The sequence below is a fragment of the Streptomyces harbinensis genome, from assembly GCF_900116145.1.
Taxonomy (GTDB): Bacteria; Actinomycetota; Actinomycetes; order Streptomycetales; family Streptomycetaceae; genus Streptomyces; species Streptomyces carpaticus.
Genome location: NZ_FPAB01000004.1, coordinates 227,401 through 248,200 on the forward strand (window position 1 = coordinate 227,401; position 20,800 = coordinate 248,200).

At 72.1% G+C, this 20,800-nt stretch carries 17 protein-coding genes; 8 read left to right on the top strand and 9 right to left on the bottom strand.

Going from position 1 to position 20,800, the window contains the following annotated elements:
• Position 1: 1 nt before the first annotated feature.
• The 7 genes from BM385_RS12490 to BM385_RS12520 all read right to left on the bottom strand — a co-directional run bounded on the left by BM385_RS12490 (position 2) and on the right by BM385_RS12520 (position 10,624).
• The gene (locus BM385_RS12490) at positions 2–826 is read right to left on the bottom strand and encodes a maleylpyruvate isomerase family mycothiol-dependent enzyme (RefSeq protein WP_019432102.1); all 825 of its coding nucleotides are present in this window, start codon (positions 824–826) and stop codon (positions 2–4) included.
• Between the two features lie 241 nt (positions 827–1,067).
• Complete coding sequence (locus tag BM385_RS12495) at positions 1,068–2,366, bottom strand: M18 family aminopeptidase (protein WP_093843091.1); 1,299 nt, start codon at positions 2,364–2,366, stop codon at positions 1,068–1,070.
• An 81-nt stretch (positions 2,367–2,447) separates the two neighbouring features.
• The gene (locus BM385_RS12500) at positions 2,448–3,893 is read right to left on the bottom strand and encodes a DUF6177 family protein (RefSeq protein WP_093843092.1); all 1,446 of its coding nucleotides are present in this window, start codon (positions 3,891–3,893) and stop codon (positions 2,448–2,450) included.
• Between the two features lie 22 nt (positions 3,894–3,915).
• On the bottom strand, positions 3,916–7,956 hold the full coding sequence (gene eccCa, locus BM385_RS12505) for a type VII secretion protein EccCa (RefSeq protein ID WP_093843093.1): 4,041 nt from the start codon (positions 7,954–7,956) through the stop codon (positions 3,916–3,918).
• Positions 7,953–9,083, bottom strand: coding sequence for a CpaE/TadZ family protein (locus BM385_RS12510; RefSeq protein ID WP_078575797.1), 1,131 nt, complete (start codon positions 9,081–9,083; stop codon positions 7,953–7,955). The genes eccCa and BM385_RS12510 overlap by 4 nt, the downstream gene beginning before the upstream one ends.
• Before the next feature lie 21 nt (positions 9,084–9,104).
• Positions 9,105–10,412 carry a type VII secretion integral membrane protein EccD gene (gene eccD, locus BM385_RS12515; protein ID WP_380979697.1) on the bottom strand — a complete coding sequence of 436 codons (1,308 nt, stop codon included), beginning with the start codon at positions 10,410–10,412 and terminating at the stop codon, positions 9,105–9,107.
• Complete coding sequence (locus BM385_RS12520) at positions 10,409–10,624, bottom strand: hypothetical protein (RefSeq protein WP_019432108.1); 216 nt, start codon at positions 10,622–10,624, stop codon at positions 10,409–10,411. The genes eccD and BM385_RS12520 overlap by 4 nt, the downstream gene beginning before the upstream one ends.
• 148 nt (positions 10,625–10,772) lie before the next feature.
• On the opposite strand from BM385_RS12520, the gene BM385_RS12525 reads away from it, so the two are divergent.
• From BM385_RS12525 to BM385_RS12545, 5 genes are read left to right on the top strand one after another with little or no spacing between them, the layout of a single operon-like run.
• On the top strand, positions 10,773–11,105 hold the full coding sequence (locus tag BM385_RS12525; protein WP_026047143.1) for a hypothetical protein: 333 nt from the start codon (positions 10,773–10,775) through the stop codon (positions 11,103–11,105).
• An 11-nt stretch (positions 11,106–11,116) separates the two neighbouring features.
• Positions 11,117–11,425 (top strand): pore-forming ESAT-6 family protein, encoded by a 309-nt coding sequence (locus tag BM385_RS12530; protein WP_019432110.1) that lies wholly within the window; start codon positions 11,117–11,119, stop codon positions 11,423–11,425.
• A 25-nt stretch (positions 11,426–11,450) separates the two neighbouring features.
• Positions 11,451–11,846: a DUF6507 family protein gene (locus BM385_RS12535; RefSeq protein ID WP_093843095.1), complete on the top strand. Its 396-nt coding sequence runs from the start codon at positions 11,451–11,453 to the stop codon at positions 11,844–11,846.
• A gap of 2 nt (positions 11,847–11,848) precedes the next feature.
• The gene (locus BM385_RS12540) at positions 11,849–13,999 is read left to right on the top strand and encodes a hypothetical protein (protein ID WP_093843096.1); all 2,151 of its coding nucleotides are present in this window, start codon (positions 11,849–11,851) and stop codon (positions 13,997–13,999) included.
• On the top strand, positions 13,996–14,361 hold the full coding sequence (locus BM385_RS12545) for a DUF6086 family protein (RefSeq protein WP_093843097.1): 366 nt from the start codon (positions 13,996–13,998) through the stop codon (positions 14,359–14,361). The genes BM385_RS12540 and BM385_RS12545 overlap by 4 nt, the downstream gene beginning before the upstream one ends.
• 431 nt (positions 14,362–14,792) lie before the next feature.
• Here BM385_RS12545 and BM385_RS12550 read toward each other — a convergent pair whose 3' ends face one another.
• A complete protein-coding gene (locus BM385_RS12550; protein ID WP_019432114.1) occupies positions 14,793–16,622 on the bottom strand; it encodes an acyl-CoA dehydrogenase in 1,830 nt (609 codons plus the stop codon).
• Positions 16,623–16,729: 107 nt separating this feature from the next.
• On the opposite strand from BM385_RS12550, the gene BM385_RS12555 reads away from it, so the two are divergent.
• From BM385_RS12555 to aspS, 3 genes are all read left to right on the top strand, one after another.
• Entirely contained in the window at positions 16,730–17,227 is a 498-nt protein-coding gene (locus tag BM385_RS12555; RefSeq protein WP_019432115.1) for an SseB family protein, read from the top strand.
• Positions 17,228–17,309: 82 nt separating this feature from the next.
• Positions 17,310–18,284, top strand: a complete 975-nt coding sequence (locus BM385_RS12560; RefSeq protein ID WP_019432116.1) for a pirin family protein — start codon at positions 17,310–17,312, stop codon at positions 18,282–18,284.
• Between the two features lie 101 nt (positions 18,285–18,385).
• The gene (aspS, locus tag BM385_RS12565; protein WP_019432117.1) at positions 18,386–20,158 is read left to right on the top strand and encodes an aspartate--tRNA ligase; all 1,773 of its coding nucleotides are present in this window, start codon (positions 18,386–18,388) and stop codon (positions 20,156–20,158) included.
• Between the two features lie 76 nt (positions 20,159–20,234).
• On the opposite strand, the gene BM385_RS12570 is transcribed toward aspS, so the two are convergent.
• On the bottom strand, positions 20,235–20,783 hold the full coding sequence (locus BM385_RS12570) for an SgcJ/EcaC family oxidoreductase (protein WP_093843329.1): 549 nt from the start codon (positions 20,781–20,783) through the stop codon (positions 20,235–20,237).
• Positions 20,784–20,800: the final 17 nt, after the last annotated feature.

Genomic DNA, 20,800 nt, shown 5'->3' on the forward strand with positions numbered 1-20,800 from the left:
GTCACGGCGTGACGGCGAAATGGGCGAGGATGCGCCCGGCCAGCTCCTCGTCGCCCTCGATCTTCACCTTGTCGGCCACCCGCCGGGGCCGGACCCGGCCGCAGGCCAGCCGCACATAGGTCTCCCAGTCGAGGGTGAAGGTGACCACCGGGCCCAGCGACGGGCTGCGGTCCACGCTGCCCCGCCCCTCCTCGTCCACCCGGACCGTGCGCAGGAACTCCACCGGGCCGTGCACGTCGAAGACGACCGCGGACTTCTTCGGCGCCCCGGCGTCCTCGGCGATCACCTTCGGCAGCCGGCCGAGCAGCACGTCGCGGCTGATGACCGCCGCGTCCGAGTCGAGATTGCCGGGCTTGCCGAGCGCGCGGCGCAGATCCTGCTCGTGCACCCACACGTCGAACGCCCGCACCTTCAGGAAGGTCTCCAGCGTCATGTCGCCCAGCACCGGGTGGCTCAGCTCGTACCCCGGGTCGCGCTTCTCGTTCCGCAGCTGCCGGGAGCGGCGGATGATGGTGTACTCCAGCTCGCTGGTCATCTCGGGGGCGGTGTGGTGCCGGCGGACATCGACCTGCACCTCGAAGTAGCGGCCGGCCTCGCCGCGGATGTGGTAGAGGTCCCGGGGCAGGGAATGGATGGGCCGCGGATCGCCGAGCGCCTCGCACTCGCCGCCGATGACGTGCGAGATGACATCGCGCACCGACCAGCCGGGGCACTCGGTGGCACGGTTCCACTCGCCGCCCACCAGCTCCGAGGCCAGCTCGGATATCGCCTCGATCGACTGGGTCCAGGCATCGATGGACGTCTGCAGACTGGGATGCACGGTCACGGGGCCCCTCGTGGCGATCGTCGCTTGGAGTATTCACACGGTACGCCGCTCGCGCGGGACCGGTGAATGCCTTGAGTGAGTCAAATCCTAGGGTGCGAACGCCTGTCAGTTCGAGGGGTTGCCGGGGCCGGTCCGCACCGCAGTGCAGTGCGGTGCGGACCTCCCCCGTGGCCACCAGCTTGGCCCGCCCGTTTCACAGCCGTGTGACGGGCGGGTCCTGGCTCGGTACGGAACGCCGCGGTCAGTGCCGCAGGAACGCCGTCATGGCGTTGGCGAGCAGGTAGGGGTCGGCGGCGCCGCACAGTTCGCGCGCGGAGTGCATGGACAGGATGGCCACCCCGATGTCGACGGTGCTGATGCCGTGCCGCGCCGCGGTGATCGGGCCGATGGTCGTCCCGCACGGCACCGCGTTGTTCGACACGAACGTCTGCCACGGCACCCCGGCCCGCTCGCAGGCCTCCGCGAAAACCGCCCGTCCGCGTCCGTCGGTGGCGTACCGCTGGTTGACGTTGACCTTGAGGATCGGCCCGGCGCCCGGCATCGGGTGGTGGTCGGGGTCGTGCCGCTCCGCGTAGTTGGGGTGCACGGCGTGCCCGGTGTCGGAGGACAGGCAGATGGTGGCGGCCAGCGCCCGCGCCCGGTCCTCGGACGATCCGCCGCGCGCGTGGACCGAGCGCTCCAGCACCGAGCCGAGCAGCGGCCCGCCGGCCCCGGTGTCGGACTCGCTGCCGCACTCCTCGTGGTCGAAGGCCGCGAACACCGGGATGGCGTCCGCCCCGGCCTGGGCGGCGGCGATCAGCGCGGACACCCCGGCGTGCACGGACAGCAGATTGTCCATCCGCGGCCCGGCCACCAGCTCCCGGTCCTTGCCCAGATAGGCGGGCGGCTCCACGCTGTGCGCCATCAGGTCCCAGCCGGCGACCTGCTCGGCCGCCACCCCGGCCTCACCGGCCAGGAACGCGATCAGCTCGCCCTCGTGCGGGTCGCCCAGGCCCCACAGCGGGGTCATGTGCTGCTGACGGTCGAGCTTCAGCCCGTCGTTGACGCCGCGGTCGAGGTGGATGGCCAGCTGCGGCACCCGCAGCAGCGGACGGTCCACGTGCACCAGCACGCTGCCGCCGCCGCGCAGCGACAGCCGCCCGGACAGACCGAGGTCCCGGTCGAGCCAGGTGTTGAGCAGCGTGCCGCCGTACACCTCGACGGCGATCTGCTTCCAGCCGTGCCGCCCGCGGTCCGGGACCGGCTTGACGCGGAGGTTCGGCGAGTCGGTGTGCGCGCCGACGATGCGGTACGGGGTGGCCGCGGTGGCGTCCTCGGGCACGTACCAGGCGATGATCGCACCGCCCCGGGTGACGAACTTCCCCCCGCTCTCCCCGTCCCAGGCGGCGTGCTCCTCCACCTGCCGGAACCCGGCCTTCTCCAGCCGCTGCGCCGCGCCCGCCACCGCGTGGTAGGGAGAGGGCGAGGCGGCGAGGAACCCCATCAGGTCATCGGTGTGCGCGCGGTCGAAGGGTCTGGACGAAGAAGGCGAAGAACTCATACCCCTCAGCATACGAATCCCCCGAATGCCGCCTTCGGGCGAGAGTGCGCACCGCGGACACCCCCGGCCGCCCGGGCGGGCTCAGCCCCCGCCCGCGGATGCCCGCGCGCCGCGCGCCGGGTCGGCGCCGTGCAGATGCGCCATGAGGTGCTGGTACGCCGGCCAGCCGCCGTCCGGGAGCGGGTAGTACAGCCCGGGCCGGCCGGCCGGGCCCAGGCGGCGCGGGGTGGTGGGCAGCGGCGGGCGCAGCGCGTGCGGCAGCCCGATGCGGTGCACGTCCTCGGCTCCGAGGGCGAAGGCCAGCGGGGCGGGCCCGGGCTCCAGCTGGGCCGGCACCGTCAGATCGGCGCGGGCCCGGCGGCGCTGGGCCAGCAGGGACACCAGCCCGTAGCGGGCGGCCAGCTCCCCGGCCAGCCCGGGCAGTTCGGCCGTACCGTCCGCCCCGTTCCCGGTGGCGCCGTCCCGCTGCCCGAGCGCGAAGGTGACCTCCTCCTCCACCCCGCCGGTGGTGATCCGCACCCGCAGGGTGGCGATCGCCGGCGGCCCTTCCGGGTGGCCCACCACCACCAGCCAGGTGGACTGCGGCGCCCGCGCCCGCACCCGTTCGGTCAGCTCCCGCCGCGACCAGGGCAGCGCCGCCGGCTCGCAGGTGCCCCAGCCGGCCGGCTCCGTACCGGTCAGCCGCCGCCACACCGCCGCGAGGCCCCCGCCCAGCAGCAGCTCCCGGTCGGCGGGCCGCCGGGTGGTGAAGGTGAGCAGCAGCTGGTGCTCCTCGCTCACCGCCGCCCGGGGCACCCCGTCCAGGAACCCCGGCGCCGGGGTGCCGGTCGCGGCGAACTGCCCGTCCTGCCAGCGCAGTACGGACCCGGACAGCCCGTCGTAGTACCCCCCGGCGCCGTCCTGCACCACCCAGCGGTTGGGCAGCCCGGCCAGGACCGCACGGGTCGGCAGGGAGAGCCGCACACCGGGCGGGGTCACGATCTGGAACGCCCGCCCGCCGGCCTGCGCCGCCCGCAGCGCGTCCGCCAGCCAGGCGGTCATCGCCACCAGCGGCCGGTCCTGGATGACGACGGCCGCCCGGTCCGTCAGCACGTCCACCGCCGGCTGCGCCGCCGCCGGGGCCGCGGCGCCCACCACCCCGGTCACCGGGGCCTCGCCGCCGTCCGCCGGCACCGCGTCCGGCGGCCAGACCGCGCCGCCGAGCCGACCGGCCAGCCGGGCGGCCACGGTGCCCGCCAGCTGCGGCGCCCGCTCGACACCGGTGGCGGCCCGCACCTCCGTCCACCACACCGGGCCGCCCACCGCCGCCTCCGGGCCCAGCAGCCGGGCCACCTCGCCGGGCAGCCGCACCAGCAGCGGCGCCTCGACCGACACCAGCGGCCGGCCCTGCTCGTCGCACAGCTGGAGCAGCGCGCCCTCCGCCCGGTCCACCGACAGCAGGGTCTGCGGGCCGCCGGCCATCAGCCCGGCCACCAGGCTCCACGGGTCGGGCATCCGCTCGGTGAGCGCGATGACGTCCGTCGTCACGATTCCTCCCCCTCTCCGGCCGTCACCGCTGGTCCGTGCCGCGCGCCAGCGCGGTCTGGACGAGGCGGTGCGGCTCCCCACGGCGTACGAACGTGCCGCGCCCCGGCGGCTGGGCCCTGGCGTACAGGCCCGGGAACAGCTGGCCCTCGGAGCGGTCCCCGGTCATCACCAGCGCCGAGGTGCCGCTCTCCCGCAGCGTCATCAGGAACGGCTCGTACATCGCCCGGGACGCCCCGGCGACCCGCCGGGTGACCACGAAGTGCAGCCCGATGTCCTGCGCCGAGGAGAGGTAGGGGACGAACGGGTCGAGCGGCTGCTGCCGTGCGGTGGTGAGGATGTCGTAGTCGTCGATCAGCACCACGATGCGCGGGCCGCCCGGTGCCGCCCCGCCGGCCGCCAGCACTTCGGGCGAGACCGTGTCGTCCGGCATCCGCTTGTCCAGCTCACCGGCGATGCCGGCGGAGAGCGCCGCCGCAAGCCGCGCGTTGTGCGCGTAGCCGCCCCGGTACGGCTCGGGCACGGCGCTGTGCAGCCCGCGCCGCGGGTCGAGCACCGCGAACACCAGCTCCTCGTCCCCGTACCGCTCCACCAGGCCGTCCGCGATCAGCTTCAGCAGATTGGTCTTGCCGCACTCGCTGTCGCCCAGGACGAGCAGATGCTGATCCCGGTCGAACAGATCGAGCAGCAGGGGCTGCAGCGCGTTCTGGTCCAGGCCGATGGGCACCCGGTGCGGCTCGGCGGACGGCCCCGGCAGCCGGCGGGCGGGCAGCCGGGTGGGCAGCACCCGCACCGGCGGGGCGCCCGGCCCGGACCAGGCGGCCCGGACGGCGCTCACCGCGCGTTCGAGCGCGGCGCCCAGGTCGGCGTCGTCCGCCCGGGCGTCGATGCGGGGCAGCGCGGTGTGCGCGAACAGCTTCCCGTCGGTCAGCACCCGGCCCGGCTCGTCCGGGGACAGGGTCTGGGCCAGGCGGCGGTCGATGCCGGAGTCGCCCGGGTCGTTCAGCCGCAGCTCCACCCGGGTGCCGAACGCGGACTGGACGGCCAGCCGGGCGTCGTTCCAGCGGAGCATGGCGGCCACCACATGGATGCCGTATCCGCCGCCGCGCCGCAGCAGTTCGCCGATGGTGTCCTCCAGCTCGGCGAACTCCTCACGCAGTTCGCCGAAGCCGTCGATGACGAGCACGATGTCGGTGGAGCCCAGTTCGGGGAACCGGCCGGCGGCGCGCAGCCGGCGCAGATGGTCGACCGAGTCGATGCCGTGCTCGCGGAACAGCTCCTCGCGGGCCGTCAGCATCGCCCGGATCTCCTCCACGGTGCGCGCGGCGCGCTCCCGGTCGGCGCGGCCGGCCACCCCGCCGGTGTGCGGCAGCCCGGCCATCGCCGCCAGGCCGCCGCCGACCAGGTCCAGGCCGTAGACGGCGGCCTCGTGCGGGGTGTGGCCGAGGGCGAGGGAGAGCATCAGGGTGCGCAGCAGCGTCGTCTTGCCGGACTGCGGCCCGCCGATGACGGCCGCGTGGCCGCCGGCCCGGGTGAGGTCGAGGACCCACTGGCCCTGCCACTGCTTGCCCGGGTCGTCCAGCAGCCCCAGCGGGATGCGCAGCGGGCCGCCCGCCGGGGCGCGGGAGAACCGCAGCCCGGTGGCCGGTCCTGCCGCCTCCAGCGGCCCGGCGACCGCGTCCAGCGGGAGGGCGGCGGGCAGCGGCGGCAGCCAGATCTGCGCCACCGGCGGGGCGGCCTCCCGCAGCTGGTCCACGACGGTGGACAGCAGGGTGGGGCCGACGGTGCGCCGGGCGGCGGCAGGCCCGGCCGGCTCCGCCGGCTCGCCGCCGGGCTCCGCCCCGCTCTCCGCGAGGGTGTTGTACGCGGGGTACGGCAGCGCCTTCGGCCCCTCGTCGGCCCCGGACTTCTCCAGCCGGACCGGCCCCTGGTAGGGCCCGGAGACATAACCGGCCTTGAACCGGTCGTACGCGCTGGTGTCGACCTTCAGATAGCCGAACCCGGGGATGGGCGGCAGGTGGAAGGCGTCCGGGGTGTCGAGAACGGTGCGCGACTCCTCGGCCGAGAAGGTGCGCAGGCCGAGCCGGTACGACAGGTAGGTGTCCAGGCCCTTGAGCTTGCCGCCCTCGATGCGCTGGCTGGAGAGCAGCAGATGCACGCCGATGGACCGGCCGATGCGGCCGATGGACAGGAACAGGTCGATGAAGTCCGGCTTGGCGGTGAGCAGTTCGCCGAACTCGTCGATGACGACGAACAGGTGCGGCAGCGGCGCAAGACCGGGGCGCCGGGCGCGGGCGGCGGCGTAGGTGGCGATGTCCGGCAGCTCGCCCGCCTCCTTGAGGACCTGCTGGCGCCGCTGGACCTCGCCGGCGAGGCTGGCGTGGACGCGCTCGACCAGCCCGGCCTTGTTCTCCAGGTTGGTGATGACACCCGCGACGTGCGGCAGCGAGGCGAAGGGCGCGAAGGTGGCGCCGCCCTTGTAGTCGACCAGCACCATCGCCAGGTCCTCGGGCGGATGGGTGGCGACCAGGGCCAGCACCAGGGTGCGCAGCAGTTCGCTCTTGCCGGAGCCGGTGGCGCCCACGCACAACCCGTGCGGGCCCATGCCCAGTTCGGCCGATTCCTTGAGGTCGAGCAGCACCGGCTCGCGGTTGTCGCCGAGGCCGATCGGCACCCGCAGGAACGCCTGGTCGCCGCGGCGCGACGCCCACAGCCGGTCCAGGTCGAGCGCGCCCGGGTCCTCGACGCCGAGCTGTTCGCCGAAGTCCACCGGCCCCGACAGCGGGGCGCCGGACGCGGCCGACTCGGGGGTGAGTCGCAGCGGCGCCAGCATTCTGGCCAGCCCGGCCGCCCCGGCGGCGGTCACCTCGTTCAGCGTGCCGGTGAGGGTGAGGGGTTCCTCGCCGCGCAGGTCTTCGACGGTGACGGTCGCCTCCGCGCCGCCGTCCCGGGACACGGTGATCCGTACCGACACCTGGCCCGGCTCGTCGGTGCGTTCGGCCAGCGGGTACAGCACGGTGACGCCCATGTCGGCCAGCGACACGGCGTCGTCCGGCCGGGCCAGCTCCCCGGCCGTACCGCCGTACCCGTCGCTCACCACCACCATGCGCTTGGTCTGCCGCAGCGCCTCCCGCCCGGCCAGACCGCGCCGCACCTCGGCGGCGTACGTGGCGCGCTGCCGCAGTTCGGCGCCCAGCGCCCGGGCCAGCTCCGGCAGCCCGGGAGCGATCCGCCGGGCCGGCACCGGCCCGTCGTGCGTCCCGTCGTCCAGGGTGTGCGGCAGCCACTTCAGCCACGCCCAGTCGGCCAGCCGCTCGCGGGGCGCGGCCAGCGCCAGCGCCACGTCGTCCGGGGCGTGCCCGACGGCGGTCTGCGCGACCAGGGTGCGCACCACGGCCAGGACGTCGGCGCGTTCGCCGATGACGCTGACGTGGCCGGCCCGGTCCAGCGGCACGGTCAGCGGCATCTCCGGGGCGGTGCTGAAGCGTCCGCGCAGCCCCGCCGCCTCGTTGAGCATGAACCGGTCCGGTGGGGTGAGCACCGAGCCGCCCTTGGTCTCCAGGCGCAGCGACCGCACCGGCACCTGCCCGGTGCCCAGCCGTATCCGCAGGAAGTCGCGGTCGGCGCGGCGCCGTTCCCACAGCCGGGCGGGATCGGCCACCACGTCGTACAGCGCCTCGGGGGCGGGGAACAGCACCCGTGCGGCGACCCGGCGTTCGCGGTCCTCGGCGCTCAGCTCCTCGCGCAGTTCCTCCAGATACTCCAGATAGCGTTCGCGCTGGGTGCGCCGGGTGCGCTGGGCGCGCCCGCGCTGGGAGAACAGCAGCCCGAGGCCGCCGATCAGCGCGATCACCAGGACAACGGCGCCGATCACGGCGAACTGGCTACTGCGGACGATGGTCATCATCGCCATCGAGCCGACCATCCCGGCCAGCGGCAGCAGCGAGGTGAGGGCCGAACCCGTCCTGCCCTCCGGCAGGTTGGGCGGCGCCTCGATCACCCGCTCGGCGGGCTCGGGCAGCGGGCGCGTGGTGCGCGCGGGCCGGTGCACCTGCCGGGTGCTCATGGTCTGGCCCCGGCGGCCGTGCCGCCACCGCGCGCCCCGCCCCGTCCCCGGGACATGGCACGGTCCATGACCTCGGCGGCCAGCGCCAGCGCCGCCTCCCGGGTGCCCTGCGCGAGCAGCGCGGTGCGGATCTCCCCGCCCTCCGCGAGCGCCCGGTCGTACGGCAGCGGCAGCACGGCGGCGCCGCCCACGCCCAGGTACTCGGCGGCCTTGCGCGGGTCCACGCCCATGCCGGGGGAGGTGTACGCGAGCGCCACCACGGTGGTGGGCAGCATGCTGCGGTGCAGCCCGCCGATCCAGTCCAGGACGGTCCTGGTGGTGGCCACACCGGCGGCGGTGGCCGGGGCGACCAGCACCCGCGCCTGGGTGGTGGTCATCGCGGTACGGGCCACCTCGGCCGGCAGCGTCTCGCAGTCGACGACGGTGGTGCCGAACCAGCGGCGCAGCGAGGTCATCACGATCCGGTAGGCGTCGAGGTCCAGCTGGGCGCCGACCGCGCCCTGGCTGCCGGGCAGCAGCCAGCCGCCACCGGTGAACGGCAGCAGATAGCCCGTCACGTCGGTGACCCGCATCGAGGGGTCGAGGATGCGGGCCAGGTCCGCGAAGGTCCAGCGGACCTCGCCGGCCCCGAACAGCCGGGGCAGGGTGCCCAGCGACGGGTCGGCCTCGATGGCCAGCACCGGGTCGGCGCGGTAGTGCGCGAAGGTCAGCGACAGCAGCGCGGCCACGGTGGACTTGCCGGCGCCGCCGCGGATGCTGGTGACCGCGATCTGCCGTCCGGTGGTGATGGGTTGCTGGACGGCCCTGGCCAGCCGGACGGCCGTCTCGGTGTCCTTGGCGGTGGCGGACAGCCCCTTGCGCAGCGCCCGGACCACCCGCCGGGCCGGCGGGTCCCCGTGCCGGGCGCGCTGCCCGGTGCGCCGTACCTCGGGCATCACCACGGGTACGGAGACGGGCGCGGGCGGCGGCAGGGGCGGCGCGGCCGGAGCCGGCTGCGCGGCGGCCGGTGCCGGTGCCGGCTGCGCGGCGGCCGGGGGCGGGGACGCGGACTGCTCCGTGCCGGCCACCACCCCGCCCAGTTCCCGAAAGACATCACGCTGCCAATCCCCCGCTCCCGGTGCGGACATCACCGCCTCCCCTTCCCTGTCTCAGAACGTGCCGAGCAACCGGCCGTACACACCGAACGCCCCCAGCGCCACCGGTACCAGAGCCACCACCGCGACCGACTCGACGCCGTTCGTCAGCCGCCGCAGCCGCACCCGTATGTGATCGGGCGGCCGGGCGACCAGCAGCGCCAGCGGCGCCACGGCGAGGGCGCCGAGCACGACCAGCGGCCACGCCGCCGACTGGCCGGGGGTCTGCGCCCACAGCACGATCAGCCGCACCACCAGCACCGCACCGGCGGCGAGCAGCGCGATCACCTCGACGGCCAGCGGGAACGCCCGGGCCCGGGAAAGCAGCACGAGACCGAGCAGCGCGGTGACCGCGACCGTCCAGCCGGTGACCTCGCCGACGGCCAGCCAGCCGCCGGCGGCGGCCGACGCCGCGGTGGCGACGGTGGCCAGCGCGAGCCCGCGATGGGTGGCGGAGAGCGCGGTGTCCACCCGGTACCGGCTCACCGAGACGCCGCCCGACCGCTGGTCGTCCAGCCGCGTCAGCCCGGCGGCCATCATCGCGAACCGCGGCAGAAAACCCAGCGCCAGCACGGAGATCACCCCCAGCAGCACCCCGGTCCGCGCCCCGCCGGCCAGCGCGGCGCCCAGCTCCCACACGCCGATCAGCAGCGCGACCGCGCCGGCGCCCACCAGACCGCCGCGTCCCAGCGGTGTCAGCGCGCCGAGCAGGGCGAGCGACACCACGACCGCCGCCCCAACGGCGGCGAGCCGCAGCGCGTTCCCCTCCGACCAGGTCGTGACCAGCGCCCCGTAGATGCCGAGCGTCCCGCCCAGCAGGATCAGTGCCGTCCCCAGCTCGCGCGCCCGGAACCAGATCGCGGGACCGCTTCCGGCCGCCGCCACGACGGCGGCGAGCACGACCCACCCGCCGACCCGGTCGGCCCCGTACCAGAGGGTCGCCAGCGCGACGGCGGTGAGGACCAGCGCGAGGGCGAAGCCGCCCGCGCTGAGCGCCCGCACCGAGGCGTCCCATCTCCCGCGCCGCAGCTCCAGGTCCTCGGCCACCTCGTCGGTCACGTCGTGCACCACCGGGGCGGCCGGGGTCTCCTGCTCCCGCACCAGCCGCAGCACCGCCCCGTCCGGCACCCCCGCCGAGGCGAGGGTGTCGTCCTGGGCGAGCACGGACCCGTCCGGGGTGACCAGCCGCCGCAGCGCGGGCGTACGGCCCGGCCGCTCACCCAGCATCCGCAGCACCTCGGGCAGCAACTCCCCGATCGGGTCCTCGGCCGGCAGCACCAGGTCGATCCGCCGCCGGTCCCCCACCAGCGTCACGCGGCTCACCACGCGCCCGACTCCATCCGGCTGGAAAGAAACGACCACCCCACCGAGCCGGCGCACAGCACGGCCCCCAGCACCAGCCCCCCGAGGATCTTGCCCAGATTCTCGTCCAGGCTCATCCGGATCCGCTGCGCCCCGAACAACAGGGCGTCCCGCAACCGGCGTCGGCGTACGGAGACCGACTCCAGCAACTGACTGTCGTAATCCCGGGCCACACCATCCCCCCTCCCGTTACGCTGTCCACCCTACGACCCCGTACGGACACTCGCCATGATCACAGCGTGACATCGCGGGGAACCATTTCACCCGACAGGGCGTCAATCACCGTGTGCGGAACCAGGGGAGGGGAACCGGACCATGGGCATGAAATTCGACATGGGCGACCAGGTGCTGTCCACACTGCGTCAGCAGTCCGAGGGCGCCAGCACGGATCTGGGCACGCTCATCCAGCAACTGATCACGGCTGCCGAGCCGCTGGAGGGCAAGTTCAGCGGAGCGGGCAAGGCCGCGTTCGACGCGTTCAAGAACCGTTCCACCGAGATCTCCGCCGAGTTGAACGGGGCGCTCAGCTCCATCCTCGGCGGTCAGGCCGGGATGGACGCGGCGTTCCGCGCCGGTGACCAGGAGGCGACCGACAACGCCCGGCAGGCGATGTCGGCGGCCAACTTCGACGGCGCCCGCTTCTCGGGCCGCTGAGGGGAGGACTCATGAGCGACAACGGCAGGCTCGGCTACGACACCGGTGCCTCGGGCGAGGTCCAGACCAGCATCCACGGGGTGATCCAGCAGCTGGAGCAGGTGATCACCGCCCGCGACGGCCATGTGAAGAACGCCATGTCCGACTTCCAGGCCGACGGCGTCTCGGAGCAGTACCAGGGGGCGGAGCAGCGCTGGCACACCGCGGCCAGTGAGGTCCGCACCATCATCGGCTTGCTGAAGACCACGCTGGAGAACAACGACGGCACCGCGCAGAGCACACTGCGCCGCGCCCAGGGCGCGGTGGACGGCATCGGCTGACCCGGATCGCGGAGGGGAATCGGGTATGACGGGGTGGGACATCGACCCGGAGGGCGTGGAGGGCGTCCTGGAGACGGCCGGCGAACGGGCCGCTGACCTGGAGGGGTGGGGAGCGCACTATCTGGAGACCGTGCAGAGCGCGGCGGTGTCGGCGGGCACGCTGAACTTCGGCGGCCCGGTGCCGGCGGAAGGCGCGGTGGGGCTGGTCGGGCAGGCGCTGGCCGAGTTCGTCGAACACACGCAGCGCGACGTGCTGTTCATCGGCGCCCGCATCGGCAAGTCGCTGGAGGGCGCGCGCGACGCGGCCATCGCCTACCTGGAGGGCGACGCGGAGATGGCCGCCGACACCCAGCGCCTGGCGCTGCGCGCCCCCGAGCTGGACCTGCGTCCGCCGGACCAGCGTCCGGAAGGGCCGAGGTAGCGATGGCCGAGGAGATGTGTGTCCCCGAGACGGGGGACGTGGAGCGGGTCGATCCCGCCGGTATCCCGGAGTTCACCGGGAATCTCGCCATGCTGGCGGCGGACTGCATGGGCTTCGACGCCGCCGCCACCCGCGTACGCACCATCGGCTCGGACGTCCACGACGAGTTCCAGGGCCTGTCCTCCTTCTACACCGCCCCCGAGGCCGAACAGCTCTTCGCCACCACCGCACCCGCCCGCGACCGCGCCGCCGACTTCGCCGACGACCTCACCACCGTCCGCTCCGCCCTGTGGGACTACCACCAGGAGATCACCCCCCTCGTCGGCCGCCTCCGCCGCCTCAAACACGAAGCCGAGGAGTTCGTCGCCTCCATCCGGGACGACGACGACTGGAAGAAGAGCGAGTCGAAGGTCGACCGCAACAACGAACTGCTCACGGAGGTCTCCACCACCGTCGCCCGGTTCTGGGCCGCCGAACGCTCCTGCGCCAACCGGATCAACGCCCTGTGGGGCGGCCCGCAGTGGACCACCGACGACGGCTCCGGCGGCGCCCGCATGTACGGCGTCAGCGAGGAGGAGATGGCACAGGCGGGCGAGACCCCGTGGGGCCGCGCAGTGGAACGCGAGTACCACTGGTACCGCTTCGACCAGCACATCAAGAGCTTCGTCTGGGACGGCATCATCGTCGACGGCATCTGGGGGACGATCACCGGCCTCGGCGGACTGCTCGGCTTCCAGGGCTGGGAGGTGTTCAAGGAGTCCTGGAAGGGCCTGGGCCAGCTCGCGACGGGCCTGGCCATCGTCACCAGCCCGCTGAACGCGCTGGCCTACGGCCTCATGCCGGACGGCGCCGTCAAGGACTGGATGGACGACAGCCTGGACGTCACCCTGGAGACCGCCAAGGGCCTGGTCGCCTGGGACACCTGGAGCGAGGACCCGGCCCGCGCGGCCGGCCTCACCACCTTCAACGTCCTCACCACGGTGGCCACCTTCGGCGCCGGCGCCGGCGTCCGCGCAGCCGCGAGCGGAGCGAGCACGGCCACCCGGATCACCGCCACGGCGGCCCGGGTGGGCACGGCCATCGACCCGATGACGTACCTCACCAGCGGTCTGACCACCCTGACCCGCTTCAGCGAGATCAGCAGCCAGCTGGCACACCTGACCACGGCGCGCGCCTTCGAACTGCCCGACGGCAGCTTCCGCCTGGACAACGGCTCGGTCATCCCGCCCAATGGCCCGTTCAACCCGGAGGTCCTGGCCCCGGGACAGCACGCGGTGGGCCGGCCGGACGGCTCGATCCTGTGGGACGACGGCACGATCCTCCACCCGGACGGCCGCCTGGAGTCCCCCACCGGCCACCCGCTCCAGACCGCCGACGACATCCCGATCGAAATCTCCGCCCGCGACCGCTCCCTCCTGGAATCCGCCACCCAGGAACCCGCCCTGATCGGCGCCGCCCAGAAACCCGACCTGAACGCCCAGGCCAACGCAACCCCTCCGGACTCCCCACCCCCACCCGACCGCCCCGGCCCACCCCCGACGGAAACCCCCGCCCGAGAATTCCCCGGCCCCCGCCCGTCCGAGCCCCCCACCACAGGAGGCACGGGAGGCGGCGGCACCGGCTTCGGCGACGGCCCTGCCGAGCATCCGTCCGGCAACGGCAGTGACTTGCTGGGGGAATCCGGCCGCTCCGAGGCCGAGACACCCGATCGGACACCGGACGCCTCCGACAGAACCGATGGTCCGGAGCCGACGCTTCCGCACGGTGAAGAGCCGGCCAACGGCATGTCCAATCGGGAGCGCCCTCCGCGAGAGGGGGATACCGACTATGTTGTCGACGATCCCAACAACTGGTCCGACACCATCACCGACATCGATCGGATCGAGGACGGGACCCTGTGGGAGGAAAAGACCGCAACAGGCCAAGATCCCCGCCTTGACGCGGACAAATGGACCAAAAAACACGTACTCAAGAAGCTTGATTCCTACGTCCGAGCACGTTCACACCTTCAAGGATACGAAAATTCACCCATCGGAATTCATTTCACGGAAGCGGGAGCAACCCCCGAATTCATGGCAGCCGTGGAGAGTTCCGTCGATGCGTGGCGATCTCGGAATCCTGGAGTCGAAGTCAAAGTAAAGTGGAGCCAATGAGCTGCTATTTCCTGAGCCAGGGCAAAGACCTCTGGAACCCGTCCAATTCCGTTGCACGGATCTTCGTTGATCAAGCAATTATGCTGGCCAAGGAGATGGGCCTCGACTCCGGAATAGAGGGCATCATCGAAGATGAATGCGAAATCCATGGCGACCGGTTCACGGCCTTTCTCCACGCCCTGCTCCTGAGACATGACAAGTCCAACAATCAGGCCTTGCGATCGCTCCTTGAAGGCGTAACCGCGATCGGGCTGGTGATCACAGAGAGGGCAGGCTGGGACATGCCCATCGCAGATACGGGAGACAACTCCTTCTGGGACGAGAAGAAGACCCAGCTGGCGAGAAGCATGCCCACAGGCTGATGGGCCGCCGGCAGCAGCGATATTCGGGGCGCCTGAACTCTCCTCGGCCTACGCGTCGACATGCCGAAATAAGCAGTCTGGTACGACGGCCGGTCCCTGCATCAGAAGGAGAAGCCTTTCTCGCTCACCACGTCCGTCACGCCGGGCTGTCTGACCCTGGACGTGCGAACGTTCTCCGACGCATGGATGCCAGGCGATCTACGCGGACGGGAACAAGCTGCGGTGCACACGGAAGACGACGGAACCGCCTCGGACGTGTGGCACGCGTTCGCAGTTCCCTACCGTCGTCAGGTGTTCTGCTTCGCCCCCGGAGCCCGGCCCACTGACTACGCGCGCTCGGCCTCGGGAGCCCGGTAGAACCCTGGTCTGCGCGCGGCGCCCGGGCGCCGGTTGCATGGACCGGTGCCCGGGCGCCCTGCGGCCATCCGTGCTCAGAACGCCGCTTCGTCCAGGTCCATCAGCGTGGGGTCGGTCGCCTCCGCCGCCGTGCGGGCCGCCGTGACGGCCGGGAGGACCGTTGTCGCGAAGTGCTTCGCCGCGGCGATCTTGCCCGTGTAGAAGGGGCGGTCCTTCGCCGAGGCGCCGGGGAGTTTCTCCGCCGCCACCGCCGCGCCGCGCAGGAGCAGGTAGCCGACGACCACGTCGCCGGTGGCCAGGAGGAAGGAGGTGGTGTTCAGGCCCACCTTGTAGATGGACTTCACGTCCTTCTCGGTGCCCGCCAGGTCGGTGAGCATGATGCCGGCGATCACCTCCAGGTCGGCCGCCGCCGTCGCCAGGCGGTCGCGGGCGGCGGCCAGGTCCTCGCCGCCCGGGGCGTCCGCGAGGAACTTCTTGATCTCGGCCGACACCGTGCCCAGCGCCACGCCCTGGTTGCGGACGATCTTCCGGAAGAAGAAGTCCTGCCCCTGGATCGCCGTGGTGCCCTCGTACAGAGTGTCGATCTTGGCGTCCCGGATGTACTGCTCCAGCGGGTACTCCTGGAGGTAGCCGGAGCCGCCGAAGGTCTGGAGCGACTGGGCCAGCTGCTCGTAGGAGCGCTCCGAGCCGTAGCCCTTGACGATCGGCAGCAGCAGGTCGTTGATCGCCTCCTCCGCCGCCGCGTCCTCGCCGGCCGCCTGCTTGAGCTCGATGGTGTCCTGCACCGTGGCGGTGTACAGCACCAGGGCGCGCATGCCCTCGGCGTACGCCTTCTGGGTCAGCAGCGAGCGGCGGACGTCCGGGTGGTGGGTGATGGTGACGCGCGGCGCGGACTTGTCCGTGAACTGGGCGAGGTCCGGGCCCTGCACCCGCTCCTTGGCGTACTCCAGGGCGTTGAGGTAGCCGGTGGAGAGGGTGGCGATGGCCTTGGTGCCGACCATCATCCGCGCGAACTCGATGATCTTGAACATCTGGCGGATGCCGTCGTGCTTCTCGCCCAGCAGCCAGCCCTTGGCCGGACGGCCGTCCGCGCCGAAGGTCAGCTCGCAGGTGTTGGAGACCTTCAGGCCCATCTTGTGCTCGACGTTGGTGGCGTAGACGCCGTTGCGCTCGCCCAGCTCGCCCGTCTCCCAGTCGAAGTCGTACTTGGGGACGATGAAGAGGGACAGGCCCTTGGTGCCGCCCGCGTGGCCCTCGGGGCGGGCCAGGACGTAGTGGACGATGTTCTCGCTCAGGTCGTGCTCGCCCGAGGTGATGAAGCGCTTGACGCCCTCGATGTGCCAGCTGCCGTCCTCCTGCCGCACCGCCTTGGAGCGGCCGGCGCCGACGTCCGAGCCGGCGTCCGGCTCGGTGAGGACCATGGTGGAGGCCCACTGCTTGTCCACCATCAGCTGGGCGATCTTCCGCTGCTCCTCGGTGCCCTCGTCGTAGAGGATGGAGGCGAAGGCCGGCCCGGAGGCGTACATCCAGATGGCGGGGTTGGCGCCCAGGATGAACTCGGCGTAGGCCCACAGCAGCGAGCGCGGGGCGACGGTGCCGCCCAGTTCCTCGCCGATGCCCAGCCGCCACCACTCGGCGTCCATGTAGGCGGCGTAGCTCTTCTTGAAGGCCTCGGGCAGCGGGGCGGTGTGGGTGGCCGGGTCGAAGACGGGCGGGTTGCGGTCGCCTTCCACGTACGAGGCGGCCAGTTCGTTCTCCGCGAGGCGGGAGATCTCCCGCAGCACGGTGCGGGCGGTGTCGGTGTCGGTCTCGGCGAACGGCCCGGCGCCGTACACCGAGTCGCGGCCCAGGACCTCGAACAGGTTGAACTCGATATCGCGGAGATTCGACTTGTAGTGACCCATAGCGACGACTCCAGCTTCAGTACCGGGTAGTAACTCCCATCATGCTACCCACCGGTAATAAGAAGCAAGCGGAAACCGGCCCCTCCTCACTCAGTAGGCTTTCCGTCATGTACGGCTACGACCAGACCCCGTACTCCGGTCAGCAGCAGCAGCCCTACGGCGATGCCTACAGCGGGCAGCAGCTCTACCCGGAGCAGCCCCAGCCCCAGCAGTCCGCCGCGCCCGCGTCCGGCGGCGCCGCCCCCGCGCCCCCGTCGTTCACCGACGCGCTGCGCGCGTACACCTCGGGCGCGCTGTCCTCGGAGGAGTTCCACGACATCTTCCTCGCCGCCAAGATCTACTGCCCGCGCGGCGAGACGCCCGGCTTCCTGGCGCTGCACAACACCCAGCAACCGGTGATCCCGCTGTTCACCTCGCTGCGCGAGCTGCGCCGCTACGCCGGCAAGGAGTCGCGTTACTTCACGGTCACCGGGGGTGAGGTACTGGACCTGCTGCCCACCGGCTACGGGTTCGCGCTGGACATGGAGGGCGAGCACCGGCTGGTCCTGGAGGCCGCCGCCGTGAACGAAATGGTCGATTACACCATGCGGCGTATGTACGGCTGAGCCGGAAGCTGCGCCCGGGGCGCGCCCTCGACGACTGTTCATCGTTCAACTATTCTGATGACAGTTGCCGAGGAGGTACGTCATGCCCGCCATCACCGTCGAGAACCCGCTCACCCTGCCCAAGGTCTCCGCCCCCGCGCCGACCGGCGACACCCCGGCTCCCGCCCGCCGGGTGCGCACCGTCGTCACCGCGCCCACCGGCTTCGAGGGCGAGGGCTTCCCGGTCCGCCGCGCCTTCGCGGGCATCAACTACCGCCACCTCGATCCGTTCATCATGATGGACCAGATGGGCGAGGTGGAGTACGCCGCCGGGGAGGCCAAGGGCACCCCCTGGCACCCGCACCGCGGCTTCGAGACCGTGACGTACCTGCTGGACGGCACCTTCGTCCACCAGGACTCCGAGGGCGGCGGCGGCGTCATCAAGGACGGCGACACCCAGTGGATGACCGCCGGCTCCGGGCTGCTGCACATCGAGGCCCCGCCGGAGGAACTGGTCGTCTCCGGCGGCGTCTTCCACGGCATCCAGCTGTGGGTCAACCTGCCCGCCCGCAGCAAGATGACCAACCCCCGCTACCAGGACATCGGCGGCGGCAACGTCAAGCTGCTCACCAGCCCCGACGGCGGCGCGCTGATCCGGCTCATCGCGGGCGACCTCGACGGCCACTCCGGCCCCGGGATCACCCACACCCCCATCACCCTCATCCACGCCACCGTCACCGCGGGCGCCGAGCTGACCCTGCCCTGGCGGCCGGACTTCAACGCCCTCGGCTACGTGCTCGCCGGCCGCGGCAGCGCCGGCGAGGAGCGCCGCCCCATCGAGCTGGGCCAGGCGGTGGTGTTCAGCACCGACGGCGAGACGATCACCGTCCGGGCGGACGGGCGGCAGGACTCCCACACCCCGTCGCTGGAGGTCATCCTGCTGGGCGGGGAGCCGATCCGCGAACCGATGGCGCACTACGGGCCGTTCGTGATGAACTCGCACGCCGAGCTGTCCCAGGCCTTCGAGGACTTCCAGGCCGGCCGGCTCGGACGCGTCCCGGCGACCCGCGCGAAGTAAGTCGCGTATGGCCCGCTTCGTCCCTTTGCGGCGAGCGGGCCCCGGGGGGACGGTAGTCTGAGTGGTCCCTTTCCGGAACGCGTTGACGACTTGGATGAACGATGCATAGGTACCGGTCCCACCTCTGCGGCGAGCTGCGCTCCGCGGACATCGGCAAGGATGTCCGGCTGTCGGGATGGCTGCACAATCGCCGCAATCTGGGCGGCATCCTCTTCATCGACCTGCGCGACCACTACGGCATCGTGCAGCTGGTCGTCCGCCCCGGCACGGACGTCAACGAGCGGCTCAGCTCGCTCTCCAAGGAGACGGTGATCCGCGTCGACGGCACGGTCGTGGCGCGCGGCGCGGACAACGTCAACCCCGAGCTGCCCACCGGCGAGATCGAGGTCGAGGTCGGCGAGGTCGAGGTGCTCGGCGCCGCCGACCAGATCCCGTTCACGATCAACGCCGAGGACGGCGTCAACGAGGAACGCCGCCTGGAGTACCGCTTCCTGGACCTGCGCCGGGAGCGGATGCACCGCAACATCATGCTGCGCTCCCAGGTCATCTCCGCGCTGCGGCAGAAGATGAGCGCACAGAACTTCACCGAGCTGGCGACCCCGATCCTCTCCGCCACCTCCCCCGAGGGCGCCCGCGACTTCCTGGTGCCCTCGCGACTGCACGCCGGCAAGTTCTACGCGCTGCCGCAGGCCCCGCAGCAGTTCAAGCAGCTCCTGATGATCGCCGGCTTCGACCGGTACTTCCAGATCGCGCCCTGCTTCCGCGACGAGGACGCCCGCGCCGACCGCTCCCCCGGCGAGTTCTATCAGCTCGACGTCGAGATGAGCTTCGTCGAGCAGGAGGACGTGTTCCAGGTCATCGAGAAGGTGATGACCGAGGTCTTCGAGGAGTTCGGCGGCGGCCGGCACGTCACCTCGCCGTTCCCGCGCATCCCGTACCGCGAGGCGATGCTGAAGTACGGCTCCGACAAGCCGGACCTGCGCGCGCGGCTGGAGCTGACGGACGTCTCGGAGATCTTCGCGGGCTCCGGCTTCAAGGCGTTCGCCGACAAGCACGTGCGCGCGCTCGCCGTCCCGGACACCGCCGGGCAGCCGCGCAAGTTCTTCGACCAGCTCGGTGAGTACGCCATCACGCAGGGCGCCAAGGGCCTGGCCTGGGTCCGGGTCGGCGAGGACGGCCGCACCCTCACCGGGCCGATCGCCAAGTTCCTCACCGAGGCCGACACCGACGCCCTGCTGACCAAGCTGAGCGCCACGGCCGGCACCGCCGTGTTCTTCGGCGCCGGCGAGTTCGACGAGGTCTCCAAGATCATGGGCGCCGTCCGGGTGGAGGCCGCGCGCCGCGCCGGGCACTTCGAGGACGGCGTCTTCCGGTTCTGCTGGGTCGTCGACTTCCCGATGTTCGAGCGGAACGAGGACACCGGGCAGATCGAGTTCTCGCACAACCCGTTCTCCATGCCGCAGGGCGGTCTTGAGGCGCTGCGCGGCAAGGACCCGCTGGACGTGCTCGCCTGGCAGTACGACATCGTGTGCAACGGCGTGGAGCTGTCCTCCGGCGCCATCCGGAACCACGAGCCCGAGGTCATGTACGAGGCGTTCGGCATCGCCGGTTACTCGCGCGAGGACGTGGAGCGCGAGTTCGGCGGGATGCTGCGGGCGTTCACCTTCGGCGCCCCGCCGCACGGCGGCATCGCCCCGGGCGTGGACCGCATCGTGATGCTGCTGGCCGACGAGCCGAACATCCGCGAGACCATCGCCTTCCCGCTCAACGGCAACGCCCAGGACCTGCTGATGGGCGCGCCGAGCGAGGTGGACGAGGCCCGGCTGCGCGAGCTGCACCTGAGTGTGCGCAAGCCGGCCGCGCCGCAGAAGTAGGGCCGGGAGCAACGGGCGGAGCCCGGGAGGACGGTGGTCCTCCCGGGCTCCGCCGTGCCGGGGGTGGTGCCGGTGCTCAGCCCTCGGGGTTGGCCGAGGAGTGGTGGCTGACGATCAGCCAGTCACCGGTGGCCTGGTCCTTCTCGTAGACGAAGGTGTAGCGGGCGTCGACGGTCGAGGTGACGCCGTCCTCGGTGAGGGTGAAGGTGTACGAGCCGGAGTCGACGGCGGAGGTCGGGCTCAGGATGTCGACGTACGACTCGTTGATCTCGCCGACCGGGTACTTCGCCAGGAAGTGCTCGAAGTAGTCGACTATGCCGTCGCGGTCCGACCGGATCTGGTTGGACAGGGTCGGCAGCAGCACGCCGTCAGGGGCGTACAGATCGGCGACCGCCTCCGGGTCGAGCGTGGCGAGCGCGTCGTTCCAGGTGTCGAACTGCGCCCGGATCTCCGCTTGCGTGGGGTAGGGGGTGTGGGGGTGGTGGTGGCCGTGGCCATGGCCAAACGTTTCTGCATCGGTGTCGGCGGAGGCGACGGCGGTGGCCCCGGAGGCCGCGGTGAGAAGGAGCAGGCTGCTCGCGGCGACGGCCCAACTGGCGCGATTCCGCACGGTGTTCTTACGCATGAAGCCCATGACTACCG

Bases quoted from the DNA above. Each gene is read 5' to 3' on its own strand.
- BM385_RS12495 (WP_093843091.1), bottom strand. From the start codon at position 2,366: ATGAGTTCTTCGCCTTCTTCGTCCAGACCCTTCGACCGCGCGCACACC.
- BM385_RS12570 (WP_093843329.1), bottom strand. From the start codon at position 20,783: ATGCGTAAGAACACCGTGCGGAATCGCGCCAGTTGGGCCGTCGCCGCG.
- BM385_RS12530 (WP_019432110.1), top strand. From the start codon at position 11,117: ATGAGCGACAACGGCAGGCTCGGCTACGACACCGGTGCCTCGGGCGAG.
- aspS (WP_019432117.1), top strand. From the start codon at position 18,386: ATGCATAGGTACCGGTCCCACCTCTGCGGCGAGCTGCGCTCCGCGGAC.
- BM385_RS12550 (WP_019432114.1), bottom strand. From the start codon at position 16,622: ATGGGTCACTACAAGTCGAATCTCCGCGATATCGAGTTCAACCTGTTC.
- BM385_RS12560 (WP_019432116.1), top strand. From the start codon at position 17,310: ATGCCCGCCATCACCGTCGAGAACCCGCTCACCCTGCCCAAGGTCTCC.
- BM385_RS12540 (WP_093843096.1), top strand. From the start codon at position 11,849: ATGGCCGAGGAGATGTGTGTCCCCGAGACGGGGGACGTGGAGCGGGTC.
- BM385_RS12535 (WP_093843095.1), top strand. From the start codon at position 11,451: ATGACGGGGTGGGACATCGACCCGGAGGGCGTGGAGGGCGTCCTGGAG.
- BM385_RS12510 (WP_078575797.1), bottom strand. From the start codon at position 9,083: ATGTCCGCACCGGGAGCGGGGGATTGGCAGCGTGATGTCTTTCGGGAA.
- BM385_RS12525 (WP_026047143.1), top strand. From the start codon at position 10,773: ATGAAATTCGACATGGGCGACCAGGTGCTGTCCACACTGCGTCAGCAG.
- eccCa (WP_093843093.1), bottom strand. From the start codon at position 7,956: ATGAGCACCCGGCAGGTGCACCGGCCCGCGCGCACCACGCGCCCGCTG.
- BM385_RS12545 (WP_093843097.1), top strand. From the start codon at position 13,996: ATGAGCTGCTATTTCCTGAGCCAGGGCAAAGACCTCTGGAACCCGTCC.
- BM385_RS12555 (WP_019432115.1), top strand. From the start codon at position 16,730: ATGTACGGCTACGACCAGACCCCGTACTCCGGTCAGCAGCAGCAGCCC.